Consider the following 21349-nt stretch of genomic DNA (forward strand, 5'->3'; position numbering starts at 1 on the left):
CCCGAGTAGGCCAGTAGCTCTAATTGGTAGAGCGCCGGTCTCCAAAACCGGTGGTTGGGGGTTCGAGTCCCTCCTGGCCTGCCAAATCGACTGGTACGGACTATGATAGAGAAACTGAAAAAGTATCTGAAAGAAACGCTGGCCGAGCTTCAGAAAATGACCTGGCCCACAAAAGACGAACTGGTCGGTTCCACAATCATCGTGATCGTCGTCTCACTCATTGTCGCGGTGTTCATCGGCGCAGTTGACCGGGGACTGACCTTGCTTGTCCGTACCATTTTTGGTGGCGGGATCGGAGGCTAAGTGGCGTTACGCTGGTACGTCGCGCACACCTATTCGGGTCACGAGCAGAAGGCCAAGCGGTATCTGGAGTCGGCGGTGGTGAACGCCGGCCTGCAGGAGAGATTCGGCCAGATCCTCATTCCCACCGAGCAGGTGACGGAGATGAAGCAGGGGAAACGTGCCACCAGCACGAAAAAGTTCCTTCCCAGCTACATTCTGGTGCAGATGGATCTGGACAAGGAAACGCAGAACCTGGTGACCAACACGCCTGGGATTACCAATTTTGTGGGGCCGAGCGGCAAACCGACGCCGCTAAAAGACGACGAGGTGCAGCGCATTGTGGGTCAGATCGACCGCAGTCGCACTGAGGAAGTGCAGGAAGTGCCGTTCCAGGCGGGCGACCCTGTTAAAGTGAAAGATGGTCCCTTCATGGATTTCTCGGGCACCGTCGCCGAGGTCAATATGGAGCGGCGCAAGGTGAAGGTGATGGTATCGATTTTCGGCCGTCCCACACCGGTGGAACTGGATTATTTGCAGGTAGAGTTGGCCAAGGTCAAGGTATAGGATAAGATCGTATTTTCGGAGAATAGAGACACGTGGCAAAGAAAGTTGCAGCGTTAGTGAAATTGCAGATACCGGCCGGTCAGGCCAATCCGGCGCCGCCGGTGGGGCCGGCGCTTGGCCAGCGCGGCGTCAACATCATGGAGTTCTGCAAGGCGTTCAACGCCAAGACGCAGAGCGGCAACGGCCTGCTGACTCCCGTGATTATCACGGTGTATTCGGACAAGTCGTTTACGTTCATTACCAAGACGCCGCCGGCGTCGACCCTGTTGAAAATGGCGGCCAAAGTGCCCAAGGGGTCAAGCGTCCCCAACAAAGACAAGATCGGCTCGGTCACCCGTGACCAGGTGCGCGAGATTGCACAGTCCAAGATGGCGGATCTGAACGCCGCCAACGTGGATACCGCCATCAAGATGGTCGAGGGGACCGCCCGCTCGATGGGAATTGAGATCGTATAGTACACGCAAAGGTTCACATTCGCTATCACCTGGTGCGGCATGTCCGGTTCCAGGGAGAATAGGAGAACATGAAACACTCTAAGAAATACTTGTCGTTTCGTGAGAAGGTTGACCGGCGAAAGCGGTACCAGTTGCCGGACGCGGTCAAGATGCTCAAGGAGAACAAGTACGCCAAATTCGACGAATCGGTCGAGGTGGCCATGCGGCTTGGGGTGGACCCCAAGCATGCGGATCAGATGGTACGCGGCACAGTGGCATTGCCCAACGGCACCGGCAAAAGTGTTCGCGTAGCTGTGTTCGCACAGGGCGAGAAGGCGGCCGAGGCCAAAGAGGCGGGCGCCGATTTTGTCGGCTCCGATGACCTGGCCGAAAAGATCAAGGGAGGCTGGACCGATTTCGATGTGGCGGTGGCCACGCCCGACATGATGCGGGTGCTCGGCCCATTGGGAAAGGTGTTGGGGCCGCGCGGCCTGATGCCGAATCCCAAGACCGGGACAGTGACCATGGACATCGCCCGTACCGTCAAAGAGCTTCGCGGCGGACGTATTGAATTCCGTGTCGACCGCCAGTCAAACGTGGCCGTCTCGGTCGGCAAGCTGTCGTTCGGCGAACCTCAGATCGTCGAGAATGTTCACGCGTTCCTGGAGGCAATCATGCGGGCCAAACCGGCATCGGCCAAAGGGACCTATGTGCTCAGCGCGTCGATTTGTTCGACCATGAGCCCGGGTATCAAGCTGGACATTTCGGAACTGACCGCGGCGACGAAGAAGTAGAAAGGACGAGCGAGACATGCCCAAACAGGAAAAAGTAGACGCCGTCACCGAGATCAAGCAGCTCTTCGGCGAGTCGAGTTCCTATTTTGTGACCGAGTATCAGGGCCTGAACGTGGCCGATATGACGGTGCTTCGGAAGAACCTCCGTGAAGGGAGTGTCCGGTATCTGGTTGCCAAGAACACGCTGTTCAAGCTGGCGGCCAAAGAGGCGGGGGCACCGAACCTGGACCAGTTTTTCACCGGTCCGACAGCAGTTGCCTTTGTCCGAAAGGATGCGTCGGTCGCAGCCAAGATCCTCAACGACTCCTTCAAGGAAAAACAGCTCCCCCGCGTGAAGGTGTTCGTGGTGGACAACCACGTGCACGATGGCGCGGACATACAGCGCCTGGCCGATCTGCCGTCGCGCGAGGTGCTTCTGTCGCAGGTGGTGGCGGCGGTCGAATCGCCGCTCTCGGCGCTAGTCGGAGCCGTCGATGCCGTCTTCACCGAATTGATCGGCACGATCGACGCCCTTGCCGAAAAGAAAAAGACGGCCGCGTGATGAACTGACCGAGACGTTGGGGACAGATGCCTCCCTTGCTTCTAAGCGGTTTCGTCTCACCGTTTGGGCAGGCCTGGTCCCGATAGAAAAGTTAAAACGACGAGCAATAGTTGAACGTAGAGTGAGAGGAATGCGACGTGTCAAACGCAGCGATTGTAGAGATTGTTGACAAGATCGCCGGTCTGAGCGCAATGGACCTGGCGGAGTTGTCCAAGGCGATTCAGGATAAGTTCGGCGTCAAAGCGGCTGCCCCGATGGCTATGATGCCGGGCATGATGGCCGGCGGCGGCGCTGCCGCTGCCAAGGTTGAGGAGCAGACCGAGTTTGCGGTCGTCCTGACCTCAGCCGGCGAGAAGAAGATCCAGGTCATCAAAGTGGTCCGCGAGCTGACCAGCCTGGGTCTGAAAGAGGCCAAAGACCTGGTCGAGGCAGCTCCGGCGAAGGTCAAGGAAGGAGTCTCCAAACAGGAGGCCGAGGCCGCCAAAGCCAAGCTCGAAGAGGTTGGCGGGACTGTCGAGATCAAGTAGTCTTGTTGATAACGCCGCGCCGGGAACCAACCGGTTCCCGGCCGGTTGTACAGCACGAGAGCGAAGGTAGTTACAATTTCCCGGTTTGTTGTTTTTGTGATGGTTGATTGACTGCATGAACTGGCTCCCCTGATGGCGTGACCGCCGGGGAGACTCATGAAATAAATGGCAGGATCACCAGTCGTTTCGAACATAGTGCGAATGGCGTCAGCCCGGAGCGGGAATGCCCTGCTTGGCGCGGGCGTTCTGTATTGTAGGAGGGTTCTGTCTTGGCCGAACCAGATGTGAACAGAAAGAGCTACGCGACGATCCCGGACGCGTGCGACATGCCCAACTTCCTCGAGGTCCAGGTCGCGGCATACGAAGAATTCCTGCAGGCCTATGTCCCGCCGCACAAGCGGGCCGTAAAGGGACTGCACCAGATTTTCTCCGAGATCTTCCCGGTGACGGACATCCACGAGAACTACTCGCTGGAATACGTCAATTACTATCTCGGACCGACTCGCTACAGCATCGACGAATGCCGCGAGCGGAACATGACCTTTGCCGCTCCCCTGAAAGTGACCATGCGACTGGTGACACGTCAGGGCGAAGGAGACAAAAAGGAAGTCAAGGACATCATCGAACAGGATGTGTACCTTGGCGAACTCCCCTTGATCACCGAGTGGGGTACGTTCATTATCAACGGCGCCGAGCGCGTGATCGTGAGCCAGCTGCACCGCAGCCCCGGTGTTTCGTTCGACGAGGAAATCCATCCCAACGGCAAGAAGTTGTACTCAGCGCGCGTCATTCCCTACCGGGGAAGCTGGCTGGAATTTTCGCTCGACATCAACGACATCATGTACGTGTATGTCGATTCCAAGCGCAAGTTGCCCGTAACCATGCTCTTGCGGGCCATTGGACGTTCGTCCGATGAAGAGCTGATCAATCTCTTCTACAAAACCGAGAAACTAAACCTGAGCGGCAAGAAGGCCAAGGATGTTGAGGGGGCGCACCTCGCCGAGAATGTCATCAACAAAGAGACCGGAGAAGTGCTGTACCCGGCTGCCGAGCCGCTGACCGAGAAGATAGTCGACAAGTTGATCGACGCCGGTTACAAGAGTGTCCATATCGTGCCGCCCGACGAGAAAAACGACGCCCGCATCATATTGAACTCACTGCGCAAGGACCCCACCAAGTCACGGGAAGAAGCGCTGATCAAGATCTATTCCATGGTCCGCCCCGGCGAACCGCCGACGCTTGAGATGGCCGAATCGCTCCTCGACAAACTGTTCTTCAATACTAAGCGGTATGATCTCGGCGAAGTTGGCCGGTACATGATCAACCAGCGTCTCGGCCTTTCGATCCCACTCGACAAGACGGTGTTCGACCCCGAGGACTTCTTTGCGATCACGCGCTATCTTATCGGTCTGCGCAACGACGCCGGTTTCACCGATGATATCGATCACCTGGGGAATCGGCGGGCGCGCACGGTTGGGGAGCTTCTGGCCAATCTGTTCTCAGTGGGCTTGTCGCGTATCGCCCGGACCATTCGTGAGCGGCTGTCGCTGAAAGACCAGGAAAACGTTACCCCACAGTTGCTGGTGAATGCCCGGACGGTATCGTCCGTTATCGAGACCTTCTTCGGTTCGTCGCAGCTGTCACAGTTCATGGACCAGACGAATCCATTGTCTGAGTTGACGCACAAGCGCCGCCTGTCGGCTCTTGGTCCGGGTGGTCTCACCAGGGAGCGTGCCGGGTTTGAAGTGCGCGACGTGCACCATACCCATTACGGTCGCATGTGTCCGATCGAGACGCCGGAAGGTCCGAATATCGGGCTGATCACTTCCATGGCCACGTTTGCCCGCATCAACAAGTACGGTTTCCTGGAGACACCGTATCGCAAAGTGGTTCACGGCAAAGTGACCAATGACATCGAGTATCTGTCCGCCGACCAGGAAGACCGGTATTATATCGCGGGTGCCAACGAGCCGCTCGGCAAAGACGGCAAGTTCGCCAGCGACATGGTGGTGGCGCGCCGTCGCTCCGACTATCCGCTGATAGCTCGCGACGAAGTGCAATACATGGATGTATCCCCTCGCCAGATCGTCTCCGTCGCCGCGTCGCTCGTGCCGTTCCTTGAACACGATGATGCCAACCGCGCCCTCATGGGTTCCAACATGCAGCGCCAGGCGGTGCCGCTTCTGAAGACCGAGTCGCCGGTTATTGGGACCGGCATGGAAAGAAAAGTGGCGGTGGATGCGGGCGTGGTGGTGCGGGCGCGTCGCCCCGGTACCGTCGTATACGCCGACAGTGAGCGCGTGGTTGTACGGCCACAGGTGAAGGTGAAAGCAGGTTCGCTCGGCTATATCGAGGACGACGAGTATCGCCTGACCAAGTACCGCCGCTCCAACCAGGATACCTGTATCAATTACCGACCGGTTGCCAAGCTCGGCGCGGAGGTCAAAGAGGGGGACACCCTGGCTGATGGTCCGGCGGTCGATCGCGGTGAACTGGCGCTTGGCTACAACGCGTTGACGGCGTTCCTGCCGTGGCGCGGTTACAACTATGAGGATGCCATCATTCTCTCTGAGCGGCTCGTGCACGACGATATTTTCACCTCGATCCATATCGAGGAGTTCGAACTGCAGGTCCGCGACACCAAGCGCGGCGCTGAAGAGATAACTCGTGAGATTCCTAACGTGTCCGAAGAGGCACTGCTCAATCTTGACGAGCAGGGGATCGTGCGGGCCGGGGCCGAAGTAGAGGCCGGTGACATTCTCGTCGGTAAGGTGACCCCCAAAGGGGAAACCGAACTGTCGCCGGAGGAGAGATTGTTGAGAGCCATCTTCGGGGAGAAGGCCGGCGACGTGCGGGACGCCTCTTTGAAGGCGCCGCCCGGGATGAAGGGTGTGGTCATCAAGACGCGTGTCTTCTCGCGCAAAGAGCGCACCGAAGAGGCCAAGAAACAAGAGAAGAATGAAATAGCGGCCGTGAAGCGCGCTTTCAATAAGAAGATACTGGATATCCAGTCGCTTCGCGCCAGACGGGTCGGTGAAATGCTCGACGGGCATTCGTCGAAACTGGTACGTTCGGCCGTCGACAATTCCGTTCTGATCCGTTCCGGCCACAAATACAAAGCCGAGTTCTTCGAATCGTTTGATTTCGATAACGCGGTGGCGCCGGAAGGGTACAGTACGGACAACACGACCAACAAGCATGTCGACAGCATTCTGGCCGAAACGGCCCATCTTCTCAACGCCAAGAAGGCGGAGATGGAGATCGAGATCGACAAGATCCAGCGCGGCGCTGAGCTCCCTCCGGGGGTGAAACAGCTCGTCAAAGTGACCATTGCCATCCGTCGCAAGATCCAGGTCGGCGACAAGATGGCCGGACGTCACGGCAACAAGGGCGTTGTTTCCAAGATCGTTCCGATTGAGGACATGCCATACATGACCGACGGCACCACGGTCGATATCATCCTGAACCCTCTGGGTGTGCCGTCACGTATGAACGTTGGCCAGATACTGGAGACGCATCTGGGCTGGGCGGCGCATAAACTGAACGAGACGATCGCCACCCCGGTTTTTGACGGCGCGAAGGTGTCGCAGATCAAGGCCAAGCTGAAAGAAGCAGGTCTTCCCGACAGCGGCAAGATGGTGCTGTATGACGGTCACACCGGTGAGTCGTTCGACAACCCAATCACCGTCGGATACATGTATATGCTCAAGCTGTCGCATCTGGTCGATGACAAGATCCACGCGCGCTCCATCGGCCCCTATTCGCTGGTAACGCAGCAGCCGCTCGGCGGTAAGGCCCAGTTCGGCGGGCAACGTTTTGGCGAAATGGAAGTCTGGGCGTTGGAGGCATACGGCGCGGCGTATACGCTACAGGAGATGCTGACGGTCAAGTCCGATGACGTCACCGGGCGCAGCCGCATCTACGAAGCGATCGTCAAGGGTGAGAACCCGCCGGAGCCAGGGTACCCCGAGGCGTTCAATGTCCTGGTCAAAGAGCTTCAGGCGCTTGGCCTTGATGTCAGGTTGATTGAGAAGTAAGGTCCATGGGTGGTGTCGGCGCTGTCGGATGGCGGCGGCGCCGCACAGGAGTTAGAGGAGTAAGCCATGGTCGATATGTTGAGAGCCCAAGGGCAGCAAAAGAAGCCGTCCGATTTCGCGGCGATTCAGATACAGATCGCCTCGCCGGAGACTATTCTATCGTGGTCCTATGGTGAGGTGACCAAGCCGGAGACCATCAATTACCGGTCGTTCAAACCGGAGCGCGATGGTTTGTTCTGCGAGCGCATTTTCGGTCCGGTCAAGGACTGGGAATGCAACTGCGGCAAATACAAGCGGATCCGCTTCCGCGGCATCGTGTGCGATCGCTGCGGTGTCGAGGTTACACAGTCCAAAGTGCGTCGCGAGCGGATGGGGCATATCGAGCTGGCGGTCCCGGTCTCGCACATATGGTACTTCAAGTCGCTTCCCTCCCGTATCGGCCACATGCTTGACCTCTCTATTCGTGAACTGGAGAAAATCCTTTATTACGAGGCATATATCGTCATCGACCCGGGCAACACGTCATTTGACCTGGGGGGTGTGATTTCCGAAGAAGAGTTCCAGGAACTGGAAGAGGCCGGCAAGCAGTTCGATGCCCGCATGGGCGCCGACGCCATCCGCGAACTGCTCAGGCGTATCGACATGGAAGAAATGGTCGCCACGCTGCGCGCGCAGATCAAAGTGGAGACCTCGGCTCAGCGCAAGAAAGACCTGCTCAAAAGGCTCCGCATATTCGAGGCCTTTCGTCAGTCGAACAACCGTCCGGAATGGATGATCATGAGCATCATCCCGGTGATCCCGCCGGACCTTCGCCCGCTGGTGCCGCTCGAGGGAGGCCGGTTCGCCACCTCCGACTTGAACGATCTGTATCGCCGGGTCATCAACCGTAACAACCGGTTGAAGAAACTGATCGACATTCAGGCGCCCGAAGTCATCCTGCGCAACGAAAAGCGCATGCTGCAGGAAGCGGTCGACGCCCTGTTCGACAACGGACGCCGTACGCATTCGGTGCGCGGGGATTCCAAGCGGCCGCTCAAGTCGCTCTCCGACCTGCTTAAAGGGAAGCAGGGACGGTTCCGCCAGAACCTGCTCGGTAAACGCGTCGACTATTCCGGGCGCTCCGTGATCGTCGTCGGGCCCGAGTTGAAGTTGCACCAGTGCGGTCTCCCCAAGAACATGGCCCTCGAGCTGTTCAAGCCGTTCATCATTATGAAGCTTGAAGAGAAGGGGTACGTGCAAACTGTCAAATCGGCCAAGAAATTGGTGGAAAAAGAACGTCCGGAAGTGTGGGATATTCTCGAGGAAATTATCGAAGATCATCCCGTGATGCTCAACCGTGCCCCTACGCTGCACCGTCTCGGTATTCAGGCATTCTACCCGGTGCTCGTGGAAGGCAAGGCGATTCGGCTGCATCCGCTCGTCTGTGCGGCGTTCAACGCCGACTTCGACGGTGACCAGATGGCCGTGCATGTGCCGCTGTCATTCGAGGCGCAGCTTGAAGCTCAGGTGCTGATGCTTTCCACGCACAACATTCTGGTGCCGTCATCCGGTCGGCCGATCGCCGTGCCGAACCAGGATATTGTGATCGGCTGTTACTACCTGACCAAGAGCCGCAAGGACGCGAAAGGCGAAGGGATGCACTTCATGAATCCCGAAGAAGCGCTTTTTGCCTACGATGCAGGTCAGGTGACTCTGCATTCGCTTATCAATGTCCGCCTTGACGGTCAGATGATTCAGACGACCTGTGGGCGACTCAAGTTTAACGCCATCCTTCCCAAGCAGATGGCCTATTACAACGAAACGACGTCAAAAGGCAAACTCGAAGAGATCGTCAGCCGGTCCTATTGGCTGTACGGTCAGAACGAGACCGTGGCTCTGCTGGACAGGATGAAGCAGACCGGTTTCGAGTGGGCCACCAAAGCCGGCGTCACCATCTCCATCGACGACCTGCTGATTCCCGAGGAAAAGGAGAATCTCATCGAGGCGGCGCAGAAGGAAGTGGCCAAGATCCACAAACGCTACGAGCGAGGTGTGATAACCAGCGGCGAACGGTACAACCAGGTGATCGACACCTGGACCCGCACGACTGCCGAGGTCGGCGAGGTGATGTTCACCAACCTGGCGGCGCAGAACCAGGGGTTCAACCCTGTCTTCATGATGGCGGACTCGGGCGCGCGCGGCTCGAAAGAGCAGATACGCCAGTTGGCAGGCATGCGTGGCCTGATGGCCAAGCCGATGAAGAAAATGACTGGTGTGGTTGGTGAAATTATCGAAACCCCCGTTATTTCCAACTTCCGCGAAGGCCTCAGCGTACAGGAGTACTTCATTTCCACGCACGGCGCCCGCAAGGGGTTGGCCGATACGGCGCTGAAGACTGCCGATGCCGGCTACCTGACCCGTCGTCTGGTCGACGTGGCGCAGGACGTGATCGTGCGCAGTGAGGACTGCGGCACCATTCTGGGTCTTGACGTCGCCACCCTGAAAGAAGGCGAGGAAGTTATCGAGTCGCTGCGCGACCGTATTCTCGGTCGTACGGCGCTCGACGACGTGTACGATCCGATCAGCGAGAATCTGATCGTTGCATCGGGCGATGAGATCAAGGAAGCGGAATCGATAGCCATCGAAGAAGCCGGAATCGAATCGGTCCGTATCCGTTCCGTGCTCACCTGCGAGGCCAAGTACGGTGTCTGTGCCAAGTGCTACGGTCGTAACCTTGCCACGATGCGGATGGTGGATATCGGCGAGGCAGTTGGTGTGATCGCCGCACAATCGATCGGCGAGCCGGGTACCCAGCTCACGCTGCGGACCTTCCACATCGGCGGGACCGCTGCGCGCATCGCCGAGCAGTCACAGGTAGAGACCAAGTACGACGGCATCATCAAGCTCCAGGATATCCGCCTTATCGACCGTGCTGACAGTACTGCCGTGATCGTCAGCCGCGAAGGGGTCGGCGAAGCGCATATTGTCGACGATCGCGGACGAGTGCGTACCCGTCTCAAAGTCCCGTATGCCGCACATCTCCTGGTCAAAGACGGCCAGACGGTCAAGCGGGGGGACATCATTTATGAGTGGGATCCGTACACGGGTGCGATCGTCACGGAACGCGCCGGCAAGATCCGATACAAAGACCTTGTCAAGGATACCACGTTCCGTGAGGAGATCGATGACCAGACCGGTCTGATGCAGCGTAAAGTGGTCGAACATCGTGACAAGACTCTGTTCCCCACGATTGTTGTGGAGGACGACAATGGCAAGACGGTCGGCAGCTATCGCATACCGACGGAAGCGCAATTGCAGATCCATGACGGTCAAGAGGTGTATGCCGGTGACGTGCTTGTCAAAATGCCGCGCATGATTGCAAAATCGCGCGATATCACCGGCGGTCTGCCGCGCGTTGCTGAGTTGTTCGAGGCCCGCCGTCCCCATGACCCGGCCGTCATATCCGAGGTCGACGGCACCGTGGAGTTCGGCAAAATCGTCCGCGGACAACAGCAGATCATCGTCAAAGGGGAACAGGACGAAGTCAAAGAGTACCTGGTCCCACACGGCAAACACCTGATGGTTCACGACGGCGACTTTGTCCGTGCCGGTGACCGTTTGTGCGAAGGGTCGGTTGACCCTCACGACATCCTCAAGATTCTTGGCGTCTACGAGGTGCAGCGGTACCTGGTGAATGAGATTCAGGAAGTATACCGTCTGCAAGGAGTGAAGATCAACGACAAGCACATCGAAGTCATTGTCCGCCAGATGCTTCAGAAGATCATGGTGGACCGCCCGGGGGAGACCAGCTTCCTTGAAGGTGAGAAGGTTGACAAGATCAAGTTTGTCGAAGAAAACTCGCGGGTGATTGCAGAGGGTGGCGAACCGGCCACCGCCGAACCGTTGCTTCTGGGTATCACCAGAGCGTCGCTGTCCACCGAGTCATTCATCTCGGCAGCATCGTTCCAGGAGACCACCAGGGTGCTTACCGAGGCGGCCATTGCCGGCAAGGTGGATTACCTGTTGGGTCTTAAAGAGAACGTGATCATCGGTCACCTGATTCCGGCCGGCACCGGCATCGAGCGGTACCGCGAAATCAAGGTCGAGCACGATGAGTTGCCACCGGTAGAAGTAAGCGAGAAGACAACAGAGACTACCGTGGCGGACATTTTCAAAGAAAACGCTTGACAGTTACGCTCGTGCCGGTAAATTGCGAGTCTCTTTTTGAGGATTTTGGAAAGTAACGTATATCGGAGTAGATTTGCCGACTATTAACCAACTAATCCGTATTGGACGGACGCAGGTAGTTGAAAAAACGAAGACCCCGGCGCTGGGCTCGTCGCCGCAGAAACGCGGTGTCTGCACGCGCGTGTACACCTCCACGCCCAAGAAGCCGAACTCGGCTCTGCGCAAGGTCGCGCGTGTCCGTCTGACCAATCAGATGGAAGTGACCGCCTACATCCCGGGTGAAGGGCACAACCTTCAGGAACACTCCATCGTGCTGATTCGCGGCGGCCGTGTGAAAGATCTGCCGGGTGTGCGGTACCATATCATTCGCGGTACCATGGACACGTCCGGCGTGAATGATCGCAAACGGGGTCGCTCCAAATACGGCGCCAAGAGACCAAAGTCGTAAAGGGTGATGACAGATGCCTCGAAGAGGGACAATTTCGGAACGAGGGATACAGCCGGACTACAAGTACGGCGACCGGGTCATTTCGCAGTTCGTCGCCTGCCTCATGAAGCGTGGCAAGCGCTCGACCGCGGAGGGGATCATGTACTCGGCCCTCGATATGCTGGAAAAGAAATCCGGTCAAGGCGGACTGGATATGTTTCATAAGGCGATGAACAACGTCAAGCCGGTGCTGGAAGTTCGCTCGCGGCGGGTTGGCGGCGCCACCTATCAGGTGCCCGTCGAAGTCCGCCCCGACCGTCGTACCGCGCTGGCCATACGCTGGCTGATATCGTATTCGCAGGCTCGCGGCGAGAAGTCCATGGCCGAACGACTGGCTAGCGAGTTCTTCTCAGCGGCCAATAACGAAGGCGCTTCGATCAAAAAGAAGGAGGATACCCATAAGATGGCCGAGGCCAATAAGGCCTTCGCCCACTTCAAATGGTAAGATTTGCTCTCACCGGAAAGCGTTTGACGTATTCCAACGGGACACCAAATCAACTCCGAGGGTAATTTGCGCGCCAAGTTAAAATAACGAGAAGCTGTTTCACCGGCCCTTCCCACCCTGCTGATTGGAAAGCTCCGGCGGCTCACTTCTCTGGTGATGTCACAGTCGAGATAGAGGAAGATCAGTCAGGGATTTTTTATGCCCAGTAACACCGACCTGCAAAAGGTCAGAAACATCGGTATCATGGCGCACATCGACGCCGGAAAGACCACCACCACGGAGCGTATCCTGTTCTATACGGGCAAGACGCACCGCCTGGGGGAGGTACATGACGGCGCGGCGATCATGGACTGGATGGAGCAGGAAAAGGAGCGCGGCATCACGATCACGTCGGCCGCCACGACCTGCTTGTGGGACGGGCATACCATCAATATCATCGATACTCCCGGCCATGTCGATTTCACGGTCGAGGTCGAGCGTTCGCTGCGCGTCCTGGACGGCGCGGTGGCGCTGTTCTGTGCGGTCGGCGGGGTCGAGCCGCAGTCCGAGACGGTGTGGCGCCAGGCCGACAAGTACAACGTCCCGCGCGTCGCTTACATCAACAAGATGGATCGCGTCGGAGCCAATTTTGCCAACACGCTCAAGGAAATGAATGAGCGGCTGTCAGGCAATTGCGTGCCGATTGCCATTCCGGCCGGCGAAGGGGAGATGTTCAGCGGCGTTGTCGATTTGGTCACCATGAAATTCCGCGTCTACCATGAAGAATCGCAGGGGATGCAGTACGAGGACCTGGAAGTCCCGCACGACCTGCAGAGCATAACGCACGAGTACCGCGAGAAGATGCTTGAAGCGGTGGCTGATTTCGACGACCATCTGCTCGAGCAGTTCCTGCACGACCAGCCGATCGATCCGTCGCAGGTGATCTCCGCGGTTCGTAAGGCGACCATTGCATCGAAAATGGTGCCGGTGATTTGTGGGTCATCATTCAAGAATAAGGGTGTCCAGAAGCTGCTCGACACCATCGTCGAATTCCTGCCGTCACCACTCGACAAGCCGCCGGTCAAGGGACATTCGGTCGACAACTCCGAGAAGATCATCGAGCGGAAAGTAAGCATCGAAGAGCCGGCCTCGGCGCTGGCATTCAAGATCATGACGGACCCGTATGTTGGCCGTCTTACGTATTTGCGTGTGTATTCCGGCACCATTAAGGCCGGCTCCTATCTGTATAACCCAATCAGCGGGATCAAGGAGCGGGTCGCTCGTCTGCTTCGCATGCATTCCAACAAGCGTGAAGATATTCAAGAGGCCTACGCAGGTGACATTATCGCCGCTATCGGTTTGCGCAAGACCACTACCGGCGATACGCTGTGCGATCTGAAGCACCCGATCATTCTCGAGCGGATGTCGTTCCCGGAGCCGGTGGTCATGGTCTCCATCGAGCCCAAGACGAAGGCGGACCAGGACAAGCTGACCGATGCGCTTCTGAAGCTCTCTGAGGAAGACCCCACCTTTCAGGTGCGCCAGGACGAAGAAACCGGGCAGACGATCATCAGCGGCATGGGGGAACTGCATCTTGAGATACTGGTGGATCGTCTGATGCGCGAGTTCGGTGTTGGCGCCTCCGTTGGTCGTCCGTCAGTCGCCTACAAAGAGACCATCACGCGTGACGTGGAATGCGAGGGGAAATTTGTCCGACAGAGCGGTGGCCGCGGCCAGTACGGGCATGTGGTCATGCGCATGCGCCCAACTGCGGATGGCGCCGAGTTCCATTTCGAAAACAAGATCGTTGGCGGCGTCGTGCCGCGTGAGTATATTGCGGCGATTGAGAAGGGCATCAAGGAGGCCATGACCAACGGCGTCCTGGCCGGCTATCCGGTGACCGGCGTGCATTGCCAGGTAATCGATGGCTCGTATCACGAAGTGGATTCGAGCGAGTTGGCGTTTAAGGTGGCCGGGTCCATGGCGTTTCAGGATGGCGCCAAGAAGGCGGGACCGATTATTCTCGAGCCCATCATGGATGTGGAAGTGGTGGTACCGGAGGCGTACATGGGCTCGGTGGTGGGCGATCTCAATTCCCGTCGGGGCAAGATCAACGGTATGGTGCCTCGGAACGATGTTCAGGTGATCGCCGTGGCGGTCCCGTTGTCGGAAATGTTCGGCTATGCCAACACGCTGCGGAACATTTCGCAGGGACGCGCGGTGTTTACGATGCAATTCTCGCGGTACGCTCCGGTCCCGACCGAAGTATCGAAGAAGATGTTGGAAAACGTTGCATAAGTGAGATAACGAGAGAGAGATCCGGCGATGGCAAAAGAGAAGTTCATACGGAAGAAGCCGCATGTGAATGTGGGGACGATAGGTCACGTGGATCATGGGAAGACGACGTTGACGGCGGCGATCACGATGGTGATGAACAAGTTGACGGGGAGTGCGATCCGGACGTTTGATTCGATAGATAATGCGCCGGAGGAGCGGGAGCGTGGGATCACGATAGCGACGGCGCACGTGGAGTACGAGTCGGGGAAGCGACATTATGCGCATGTGGACTGTCCGGGTCACGCTGATTACGTGAAGAACATGATCACGGGGGCGGCGCAGATGGACGGAGCGATCCTGGTGGTGAGTGCGGCGGATGGCCCGATGCCGCAGACGCGGGAGCACATTTTGCTGGCTCGTCAGGTGGGGGTGCCGTACATCATCGTGTTTTTGAACAAGGTGGACATGGTGGATGACCCGGAGTTGCTGGATCTGGTGGAGCTTGAGGTGAGGGATTTGTTGACGACGTACCAGTTCCCCGGGGATGATATACCGATCATACGTGGGTCGGCGTTGCAGGCGATGGTGGCGGGAGCGACGGGGACGTTCAATCCGCAGGATGCGGTGTTCAAGCCGATTTTGGATTTGGTGGAGGCGTGCGACACGTACATCCCGGAGCCGAAGCGAGAGATAGACAAGCCGTTTTTGATGCCGGTGGAGGATGTATTTTCGATCACGGGTCGTGGGACGGTGGGGACGGGTCGTGTGGAGCGTGGGGTGATCAAGCAGGGACAGGAGGTGGAGGTAGTGGGGATACGGGAGACGCGGAAGACGGTGGTGACGGGGGTGGAGATGTTCCGGAAGTTGTTGGATGAGGCGCAGGCGGGTGATAATGTGGGGTTGTTGCTGCGTGGGGTGGACAAGGATGATCTGGAGCGAGGGATGGTGTTGGCGGCGCCGGGGAGTATCACGCCGCACAAGAAGTTTAAGGCGGAGGTGTACGTGTTGACGAAAGAGGAGGGGGGTCGTCACACGCCGTTTTTCAACGGGTACCGGCCGCAGTTTTATTTTCGGACGACGGATGTGACGGGGGTGGTGCAGTTGCCGTCGGGGGTGGAGATGACGATGCCTGGGGACAATGTGACGATGGAGATCGAGTTGATCACGCCGATAGCGATGGAGAAGGAGCTGCGGTTCGCCATCCGTGAGGGTGGGCGGACCATCGGCGCCGGCGTCATCCACGAGATCCTGGAATAAGGCGGCGAAGGACAATTATGCAGATGCAGAAAATCAGAATTCGCCTCAAAGCGTACGACCACTATTCGCTCGACCGGTCGACCAAAGAAATCGCGCGGACGGTGCTTCGTACCGGCGCCAAGATTGTCGGACCGGTGCCGCTTCCGACCAAGCGCACCGTCTATACCGTGCTACGCTCGCCGCACGTCGACAAGAAGTCGCGCGAGCAATTTGAAACGCGTGTACACAAACGACTGATAGACATATACGAATCGACGCCGCAGACCGTGGACGCGCTCATGAAGCTCGATCTGCCGGCCGGTGTCGATGTGGAGATCAAGACCTGACGGGTTGGCGTATGAAAGAGATACTGGGAAAGAAGATCGGTATGACCCGTCTGTTCAAGGAAACGGGTGAGTCCATTCCGGTGACGGTCATCGAGGCCGGGCCGTGTCCGGTCGTGGCTAAACTGGCCGCCGATAAGCACGGGCGTACTGGTTACCAGGTCGGATTCGGTGCTCGCCGGGCCAAACTGGTCAACAAACCGCTGACCGGACATTTCGCCAAAGCGAACGTGACACCCACACAGTTCCTTCGCAAGATCCGCTTCGATGAGAGCGACCTGCCGATTGGTACCGTGCTGAAAGCGGACATGTTCAAAGAAGGTGAAGTAGTCGATGTCACCGGCATTTCGCGCGGACTTGGCTTTCAGGGCACGATGAAACTGCACCATTTCGGCGGCGGCCCCAAGACGCACGGCCAGTCCGATCGGTGGCGCGCGCCGGGTTCGGTAGGCTCTTCGTCGTACCCCTCGAGAGTATTCAAAGGGATGAAGATGGCCGGCAAGATGGGCAAGAATCAAGTGACGGTGTTGAATCTCAGCGTGGTGAAGATCATTCCGGATCAGAATCTGATTTTGGTGGACGGCCCGGTGCCGGGCCATCGGGGAACGCTGGTCAAGGTGCGGCTCTCGAACCGCAAGTAGCAGTGAGCACGAGCGATGAATGTGAAAGTATACAACCAGGAAGGCGTGGAGGTCGGCTCGGTCGAGCTCAAACCGGAACTGTTCGGTGTTGAGCCCAACGAGGCCGTGGTCCACCAGTACGTGGTCACTTATCTGGCCAATCAGCGTCAGGGGACACATCAGACCAAGACCCGCAAAGAGGTCCGTGGTGGCGGCAAGAAGCCGTTCAAGCAAAAAGGGACCGGTCAGGCCCGTATGGGGACCACCCGCTCTCCGCTGAGACGCGGCGGCGGGACCATCTTTGGTCCGCATCCCCGGGATTATTCCGCCAAGGTGCCGCGCCAGATGAAGCGCCTGGCTCTTCAGTCGGTCTTTTCGGACAAGGCACGCAAAGAGTGCATCAAGGTGCTCGACAAGATCGAAATGTCCGAAGCCAAGACTAAGGCAGTTGTGGGCATGCTGACCAAACTGGCCGTCGCGGGCAAGAAGTGCCTCATTCTCGATGAAGGCAAAAACGAGACGGTGCAGTTGTCCTGCCGTAATCTGTCGAAGGTCACGTATCAGCGGGCTTCGCTCGCCAACGGATACGAAGTGTTGAATGCGGATTATGTGATATTCACGAAGGCCGGACTGGCCAAGGCTGAGGAGGTGTTCGCATGAGTTTCGACCCGCGCTCAGTGATTCGAACGCATATCACAACCGAACGTACGACCGCCCTTCGCGCCAGGAATCGCGAGTACGTGTTCGAGGTTGACAAACGTGCGACCAAGTTCACGATCAAGCTGGCGGTGGAAAAGGCATTCAACGTCAAGGTGGAAACGGTCCGCACGATGACCATGCCCGGCAAGGTGAAACGGTTGGGTCGGTTCGAGGGAAAAACGTCGACCTGGAAGAAGGCTGTCGTTCGCCTCAAAAAGGACCAGGCGATCACGATGTTCGAGAACGTGTAGGTGGTGCAGTAATAATGGGTATCAAACGATTTCGTCCGGTCACGCCGTCGATGCGGTTCCGCACGGTGGCCTCGTTCGAGGAGATAACATCCGCCGTGCCGGAAGCCTCGCTTCTGGAGCCGCTGCGGAAATCCGGCGGCCGAAACAACAAAGGACGCGTGACGGCGTACTGCCGCGGCGGCGGCCACAAGCGGCACTACCGCGTGGTGGATTTCAAACGCGACAAGCGCGAGATCCCGGCCCGCGTGGCCTCGGTCGAATACGATCCGAATCGCTCGGCCCGCATCGCCCTTCTGCACTATGCCGATGGCGAAAAGCGATATATTGTCGCGCCGATGGACTTGAAAGTCGGCGACACGATCATGGCAGGAGACAGTGCGGAGATAAAAGTCGGCAATGCCATGCCGCTGGCCCGCATGCCGCTTGGCACCAACGCGTACAATGTCGAAATGCGCCCCGGTAAAGGAGGCCAGTTCGCACGTTCCGCGGGCTCGTTTGTCCAGGTGGTGGCGCGCGAAGCCGGTAAGGTGATTCTCAAGATGCCCTCGGGAGAGATGAGATATGTCCCGGCTATTTGCTACGGCACGATTGGACAGGTATCCAATCCGGATCACAAGAACCTGACGTGGGGGAAGGCGGGCGCGTCGCGCTGGCGTGGTGTCCGGCCCTCTGTCCGCGGCGTGGCCATGAACCCGATCGACCATCCGATGGGCGGCGGCGAAGGGCGTAGTTCGGGAGGCCGACACCCCTGCACACCGTGGGGAAAGAAGACTAAAGGCCTCAAGACACGCAGCAAGCGGAAATCGCTGAAGCACCTGGTGGAAGATCGCAGGAAGAAGAAAGTCTGAGCACGGAGATAGGCTATGCCCCGCTCTTTGAAAAAAGGTCCGTTCATTGACCCCACGCTGCTGAAAAAAGTCGAAGACGCTAATCGCAGCGGCGACAAGAAGGTCATCAAGACCTGGTCGCGTCGCTCGACGATCAGTCCCGAATTCGTGGGGAACACCTTTGCCGTGCACAACGGCAACAAATTCATCCCCATCTACGTGACCGAGAACATGGTCGGGCACAAGCTGGGCGAGTTTGCGCCGACCCGCACGTTCCGCGGCCACAGCGGCAAACTGGTCGAACGCACGTCAACTGTCAAGGGTCAGCCACAGGGGTAAGATATGGCCGTAACGACTACAGCCCGACTGCGCTATGTCAGCATCCCGCCGCGCAAAATGCGCGTGGTGGCCCAGTTGGTTCAGGGGATGCCGATACAGAAGGCGCTCGATGCGCTCAATTTTATGCCGCGCGTGGCGGCTCATCATGTCGCGAAGACGCTCAAGTCGGCCGCTGCTAACGCGCTGTCGCTCGAGGGGACGGCGCATCTGAAGCCGGAAGACCTGATGGTCAAGAGCATCTATGTCGACGACGCCCCGATGGCCAAGCGAATCCGGTTTCAGTCGATGGGTCGTGTGTTCCGGTATCGTAAGCGCTACTGCCATCTGACGGTGATCCTGGCCGAGCGGCCGCATCCAAAACCCGCTCTCGCTGCCGGTGACAAGACCAAAGCGGTTGCGAAGGCCGGTGAAGGGGTCGCAGGCGCCAAGGCCGAAAAGACATCGAGTGCCAAGCCGGCCAAGAAGAAAGTTGCCGCCAAAGCGAAGACACCGGCGAAGAAGACAGTGAAGAAAACCGCGAAAAAATGAGTTTGGTGAATAGAGAGCGTTAGGGAGTAAACTTGGGACAGAAAACCAATCCAATCGGTTTGCGACTGGGAATCATCAAGCAGTGGAATAGTCGCTGGTATGCCCCCGACCGCCAGTTTGCCGACCTCGTCCACGAGGATATGCAGATCAAGCGGTACATCAATCGGCGACTGGATAATGCCGGTATTGCCAATGTGGTGATCGCCCGCGCGCCGAAGAAAGTTACCGTGGACATCATGACCGCGCGTCCCGGCATCGTCATTGGCCGTCGTGGCGCAGAGGTGGACAAACTGCGCGAAGAGCTCCAGTTGCTCACCAAGAAAGACATCATGCTGAACATCGTGGAGGTTCGCAAGCCGGAGTTGGATGCCAAGCTGGTGGCGGACTCGGTTGCCCGGCAACTTGAGGGACGCGTATCGTTCCGCCGCGCCATGAAAAAGAGCTTGCAGGCGACCATGAAGATGGGCGCTCAGGGAATAAAGATTCAGTGCGGCGGGCGCCTCGGTGGCGCCGAAATCGCTCGCACGGAAAAGTACAAGGAAGGGCGCGTGCCGCTGCATACGCTCCGGGCCGATATCGATTACGGCACCTCCACGGCCGTCACCACGTATGGTTGCATCGGCGTGAAAGTATGGATTTGTCGTGGCGAGGTTCTGGATGCGGCGGCCGTTTTCCGTCAGGAAGAAGCCAAAGCCGAAGCCGAATCGCCAATGGCGCCTATGGCGCGTCCTCGGCGTGATCACGGTGGTCCCGATCGCGGCGACCGAGGCGGTCGGAAACGCCCGCGTGGTCGCGTCCGGCGAGGCGGTGGTCCTGGTCCGGGTGACGATCGATTTGCACCGCACGGCCGGCGTCCGGAAAGCGGCGCTCCTCGCAGCGACAACGCCGGTGGCGATCAATCGCGCAATGCCGGCCACGGCACGGATGAAAAGCGGTAGCGACAGCGGCGACAAGGCGGAGAAGTAAAGACTATGTTAATGCCGAAGAGGACAAAGTATCGCAAGGCGCAGCGCGGCCGGATGACCGGCAAGGCCACCACCGGCGCGGCTGTCAGCTTTGGCGAATACGGTTTGAAAGCGCTGGAACCGTGTTGGCTGACCAACCGCCAGATCGAAGCGGCCCGCGTGGCCCTGACCCGTCACCTCAAGCGGGGCGGCAAGATCTGGATCCGCATTTTCCCTGACAAGCCCGTGACTAAAAAACCAGCCGAGACCCGCATGGGGAAGGGCAAAGGGGCACCGGAATATTGGGTGGCGGTAGTCAAGCCGGGACGGATGCTGTTTGAGATCGAGGGTGTCGACGAAAAGCTGGCGCGTGAGGCGCTGCGGCTGGCCGCCAACAAGCTCCCGCTGAAAACCAGATTTGTCGGCCGCCATGAGACGGAGGGTGCATAATCATGAGACTGCACGAGCTGCGTGAACTGACACGCCAGGAGCTGCTGCAGAAACATCGCGATCTGCAGGAGGAACTGTTCAACCTGCGCATGCGCAAATCGACCAAGGCGCTCGAAAACCCCCTCCGGCTCCGCCATGTTGGGCGCGATATCGCCAGAGTGTTGACCGTGCTGCATGAAGACCAGCTCGGTATCAGGAAACTGGCCGAGAGCAAGACCACCATTCTGGGCGGCGCCACGTCCAAGAAGAGCACGAACGAGCAGGAGCGGCAGCAATGACTGAGACGACCAACCGTACCACCCGTCGAAAAATCCGCGTGGGCTTTGTCATTTCGGACAAGATGCATAAGAGCATCATCGTTCGGGTCGACCGGACCATGAAACACGCGCTGTATCAGAAGACGGTGCGGACGTTTTCCAAGTTGTACGCGCACGACGAGAACAACGAAGCGAGGATCGGCGACTTGGTGCGCGTGATGGAAACGCGGCCGATCTCCAAGACCAAGCACTGGCGTTTGCTTGAGATCGTGGAAAAGGCGAAGTAAACGACCCCGAGGCGGGCGGTCAAACGAAGGTGT

Annotated in this window: 22 protein-coding genes, 1 tRNA gene and 1 pseudogene; all 24 read left to right on the top strand. The window is 58.2% G+C overall.

Features of this window, described 5'->3' with window-relative positions; translation table 11 throughout:
* Positions 1 to 7 precede the first annotated feature (7 nt).
* The 24 genes and pseudogenes from AB1644_00760 to rpsQ all read left to right on the top strand — a co-directional run bounded on the left by AB1644_00760 (position 8) and on the right by rpsQ (position 21316).
* A tRNA-Trp gene (locus AB1644_00760) sits at positions 8 to 84 on the top strand.
* An 18-nt stretch (positions 85 to 102) separates the two neighbouring features.
* Complete coding sequence (secE, locus tag AB1644_00765; GenBank protein MEW6049587.1) at positions 103 to 303, top strand: preprotein translocase subunit SecE; 201 nt, start codon at positions 103 to 105, stop codon at positions 301 to 303.
* Positions 304 to 846, top strand: a complete 543-nt coding sequence (gene nusG, locus AB1644_00770; GenBank protein ID MEW6049588.1) for a transcription termination/antitermination protein NusG — start codon at positions 304 to 306, stop codon at positions 844 to 846.
* Positions 847 to 878: 32 nt separating this feature from the next.
* Positions 879 to 1301 (top strand): 50S ribosomal protein L11, encoded by a 423-nt coding sequence (gene rplK / locus AB1644_00775; protein MEW6049589.1) that lies wholly within the window; start codon positions 879 to 881, stop codon positions 1299 to 1301.
* A 68-nt stretch (positions 1302 to 1369) separates the two neighbouring features.
* The gene (gene rplA, locus AB1644_00780; GenBank protein ID MEW6049590.1) at positions 1370 to 2074 is read left to right on the top strand and encodes a 50S ribosomal protein L1; all 705 of its coding nucleotides are present in this window, start codon (positions 1370 to 1372) and stop codon (positions 2072 to 2074) included.
* 16 nt (positions 2075 to 2090) lie between these two features.
* Entirely contained in the window at positions 2091 to 2615 is a 525-nt protein-coding gene (gene rplJ, locus AB1644_00785; protein MEW6049591.1) for a 50S ribosomal protein L10, read from the top strand.
* Between the two features lie 152 nt (positions 2616 to 2767).
* Positions 2768 to 3142: a 50S ribosomal protein L7/L12 gene (gene rplL / locus AB1644_00790; GenBank protein MEW6049592.1), complete on the top strand. Its 375-nt coding sequence runs from the start codon at positions 2768 to 2770 to the stop codon at positions 3140 to 3142.
* A gap of 269 nt (positions 3143 to 3411) precedes the next feature.
* Positions 3412 to 7179 carry a DNA-directed RNA polymerase subunit beta gene (gene rpoB / locus AB1644_00795; protein ID MEW6049593.1) on the top strand — a complete coding sequence of 1256 codons (3768 nt, stop codon included), beginning with the start codon at positions 3412 to 3414 and terminating at the stop codon, positions 7177 to 7179.
* A gap of 75 nt (positions 7180 to 7254) precedes the next feature.
* Complete coding sequence (gene rpoC, locus AB1644_00800; GenBank protein ID MEW6049594.1) at positions 7255 to 11346, top strand: DNA-directed RNA polymerase subunit beta'; 4092 nt, start codon at positions 7255 to 7257, stop codon at positions 11344 to 11346.
* Between the two features lie 73 nt (positions 11347 to 11419).
* Entirely contained in the window at positions 11420 to 11794 is a 375-nt protein-coding gene (gene rpsL, locus AB1644_00805; protein MEW6049595.1) for a 30S ribosomal protein S12, read from the top strand.
* Positions 11795 to 11807: 13 nt separating this feature from the next.
* Positions 11808 to 12278 (top strand): 30S ribosomal protein S7, encoded by a 471-nt coding sequence (rpsG, locus tag AB1644_00810; GenBank protein MEW6049596.1) that lies wholly within the window; start codon positions 11808 to 11810, stop codon positions 12276 to 12278.
* A gap of 198 nt (positions 12279 to 12476) precedes the next feature.
* Positions 12477 to 14555 carry an elongation factor G gene (gene fusA / locus AB1644_00815; GenBank protein ID MEW6049597.1) on the top strand — a complete coding sequence of 693 codons (2079 nt, stop codon included), beginning with the start codon at positions 12477 to 12479 and terminating at the stop codon, positions 14553 to 14555.
* A 27-nt stretch (positions 14556 to 14582) separates the two neighbouring features.
* Positions 14583 to 15791, top strand: a complete 1209-nt coding sequence (gene tuf, locus AB1644_00820; GenBank protein ID MEW6049598.1) for an elongation factor Tu — start codon at positions 14583 to 14585, stop codon at positions 15789 to 15791.
* Positions 15792 to 15808: 17 nt separating this feature from the next.
* On the top strand, positions 15809 to 16117 hold the full coding sequence (rpsJ, locus tag AB1644_00825) for a 30S ribosomal protein S10 (protein ID MEW6049599.1): 309 nt from the start codon (positions 15809 to 15811) through the stop codon (positions 16115 to 16117).
* 11 nt (positions 16118 to 16128) lie between these two features.
* Positions 16129 to 16755: a 50S ribosomal protein L3 gene (gene rplC / locus AB1644_00830; GenBank protein MEW6049600.1), complete on the top strand. Its 627-nt coding sequence runs from the start codon at positions 16129 to 16131 to the stop codon at positions 16753 to 16755.
* A gap of 15 nt (positions 16756 to 16770) precedes the next feature.
* Complete coding sequence (gene rplD, locus AB1644_00835; protein ID MEW6049601.1) at positions 16771 to 17394, top strand: 50S ribosomal protein L4; 624 nt, start codon at positions 16771 to 16773, stop codon at positions 17392 to 17394.
* On the top strand, positions 17391 to 17684 hold the full coding sequence (gene rplW, locus AB1644_00840) for a 50S ribosomal protein L23 (GenBank protein MEW6049602.1): 294 nt from the start codon (positions 17391 to 17393) through the stop codon (positions 17682 to 17684). The genes rplD and rplW overlap by 4 nt, the downstream gene beginning before the upstream one ends.
* Before the next feature lie 14 nt (positions 17685 to 17698).
* Positions 17699 to 18532, top strand: coding sequence for a 50S ribosomal protein L2 (gene rplB / locus AB1644_00845; protein MEW6049603.1), 834 nt, complete (start codon positions 17699 to 17701; stop codon positions 18530 to 18532).
* Between the two features lie 15 nt (positions 18533 to 18547).
* Positions 18548 to 18850: a 30S ribosomal protein S19 gene (gene rpsS, locus AB1644_00850; protein MEW6049604.1), complete on the top strand. Its 303-nt coding sequence runs from the start codon at positions 18548 to 18550 to the stop codon at positions 18848 to 18850.
* A gap of 3 nt (positions 18851 to 18853) precedes the next feature.
* The gene (gene rplV, locus AB1644_00855; GenBank protein MEW6049605.1) at positions 18854 to 19378 is read left to right on the top strand and encodes a 50S ribosomal protein L22; all 525 of its coding nucleotides are present in this window, start codon (positions 18854 to 18856) and stop codon (positions 19376 to 19378) included.
* Between the two features lie 32 nt (positions 19379 to 19410).
* Positions 19411 to 20316, top strand: coding sequence for a 30S ribosomal protein S3 (rpsC, locus tag AB1644_00860; protein ID MEW6049606.1), 906 nt, complete (start codon positions 19411 to 19413; stop codon positions 20314 to 20316).
* A 33-nt stretch (positions 20317 to 20349) separates the two neighbouring features.
* Positions 20350 to 20772 (top strand): 50S ribosomal protein L16, encoded by a 423-nt coding sequence (gene rplP, locus AB1644_00865; protein ID MEW6049607.1) that lies wholly within the window; start codon positions 20350 to 20352, stop codon positions 20770 to 20772.
* A 2-nt stretch (positions 20773 to 20774) separates the two neighbouring features.
* Positions 20775 to 20972 (top strand): annotated as a pseudogene (rpmC, locus tag AB1644_00870) (50S ribosomal protein L29).
* Between the two features lie 74 nt (positions 20973 to 21046).
* Positions 21047 to 21316, top strand: coding sequence for a 30S ribosomal protein S17 (gene rpsQ / locus AB1644_00875; protein MEW6049608.1), 270 nt, complete (start codon positions 21047 to 21049; stop codon positions 21314 to 21316).
* The last annotated feature ends 33 nt before the right edge of the window (positions 21317 to 21349 follow it).

It is taken from the genome of Candidatus Zixiibacteriota bacterium (assembly GCA_040753875.1).
Lineage (GTDB): Bacteria > Zixibacteria > MSB-5A5 > GN15 > FEB-12 > DATKJY01.